The 1,714-nt window shown below is 60.9% G+C and carries 2 protein-coding genes; both read right to left on the bottom strand.

Features of this window, described 5'->3' with window-relative positions; genetic code table 11:
* Positions 1-469: PfkB family carbohydrate kinase (locus EN964_RS33735; protein ID WP_127277388.1), on the bottom strand; the 469-nt coding region annotated here is incomplete at its 3' end.
* Between the two features lie 254 nt (positions 470-723).
* Positions 724-1,485: a DNA repair protein RadC gene (radC, locus tag EN964_RS33730; protein WP_127272228.1), complete on the bottom strand. Its 762-nt coding sequence runs from the start codon at positions 1,483-1,485 to the stop codon at positions 724-726.
* Between the last annotated feature and the right edge of the window lie 229 nt (positions 1,486-1,714).

Here is a 1,714-nt window from a genome sequence, read left to right as displayed (position 1 = left end):
AGGCGTGGACACTCAGTTTCGAAAGCGCGCCGAGCGCCCAATCGCTCTCTGGATCCTGGCCGACCGCTGTCGCCAGCTCAACGTCCAGCGCGTAGGGTGCTCCGATGCCGGCGGCGGCAACCGCGAGATTGGCTGCGGGGCCACCCAGCGCCTTGTCGATGTGGCTGGCGGTGATCCGGTCGTCGCGATGCGGCAGCACGTCGACGCGGCACAGGAAGTCGACACTCACCCTACCGGCGACCAGAAGTCTTGGCAGGTGATCGAGGTTCTTTGGCCTGTGTGGCGCGCGGCCCGGCAGTGAGCGCGCAAAGGAGCTCGGCCGATACATCAGCGCGGCAACCGCCTTCTCGATGCGGTCGCGCGTGCCTTCCTTCAGGCTTGCCGTTCCATTGATGAAATTCGAAACCGTGCCGATGGAGACACCGGCGGTTCGTGCGACATCCGCTATGGTCGGGCGCTTGCGTTGCAATGGCGGAGTTCCAATTGAAGCGTTTCAAAACGGTAGCAGCGAAAATGCGATGCCTCAACGGAATTGTCTTCTAAAAATCAAGAGAGAATTCCTCTCGATTGGAAGTTTAATCCAGAGATAGAGCGGACCTTGGGCCCTCTTTCCAAGATTGAACAATTTTCAAATTTTTTGGTAAAAGATTGTGCAGGCGAATTTCCTGCCCTTCATTCGATCGCCCGGGCCTGATCGGACGGTCTTGGCATGCCCCCGGCCCGTCAGATCAGCAACAGGCCCTTCATGCTGGCATATCCCTTCCGCCCGACGATGATGTGGTCGTGCACCGCGATGCCCAGCCGCTTGCCCGCCTCGATGATCTCCTTCGTCATTTCGATATCGGCTCGTGAGGGTGTGGGGTCGCCCGACGGGTGATTGTGGACTAGGATGATGGCGGTGGCCGAGAGTTCGAGGGCGCGCCTGACCACCTCGCGCGGGTAGACGGGCGTATGGTCGACGGTGCCTGTCTGCTGAACCTCGTCGGCGATCAGCGCGTTCTTCTTGTCGAGGAACAGGATGCGGAACTGCTCGCGCGCCTCGAAGGCCATGACCGACCGGCAATAGGCAAGAAGCTGTGTCCAGGACGAGAGGACTTCGCGACCCTGCACCTCTCCGCGCGCCATGCGCTGCGCGGTTGCCGCGACGATCTTGAGATCGAGCGCCACCGCAGGGCCAATGCCCTTGACTTCCTGCAAGAGGCCAACCGGCGCCCCGAGCACTTCGGCCAGCGTGCCGAAGCGCGCCAGCAGCGCCTTGGCCGCCGGTTTGGTGTCGGCACGAGGGATCAGGCGAAAAAGCAGAAGTTCCAGAAGTTCGTAATCGGGCAGGGCGTCCGGACCCGCCAGGGCAAAACGCTCGCGCAGTCGGTCGCGGTGACCGAGGTAATGCGGCTTTTCGTCGAGCGTCGCCTTGGCTTTCGCCGCAGGCCGCATCGGCGCTTCGGAGAAGAAACTCCGCTCGTCGTCGTCGTTTGTGTTCCCCATACACCGCCCACATTGCTCCAGCGCAGACATTAGAACTGTTCTGGCCGGGATTGAAACAGTTCTGTTCCCCGATCGCGAGACGTCCCACGGCAGATCGTCGCTACGGCTTTCTCATACGGCAAGATGAAACCACGATTGCGCAACAAAACTTAACATCACTTAACGCATGCGGCCACTTTCACCTGACATGTTGGCGCCATCGGAGGCTCGTTGCCTCGCTATACTGGAG

This window comes from Mesorhizobium sp. M7A.F.Ca.CA.001.10.2.1 (assembly GCF_003998575.1).
Lineage (GTDB): Bacteria > Pseudomonadota > Alphaproteobacteria > Rhizobiales > Rhizobiaceae > Mesorhizobium.
Note: the sequence above shows the minus strand (reverse complement) of the source record. Positions and strands in the feature narration are given on the sequence as shown.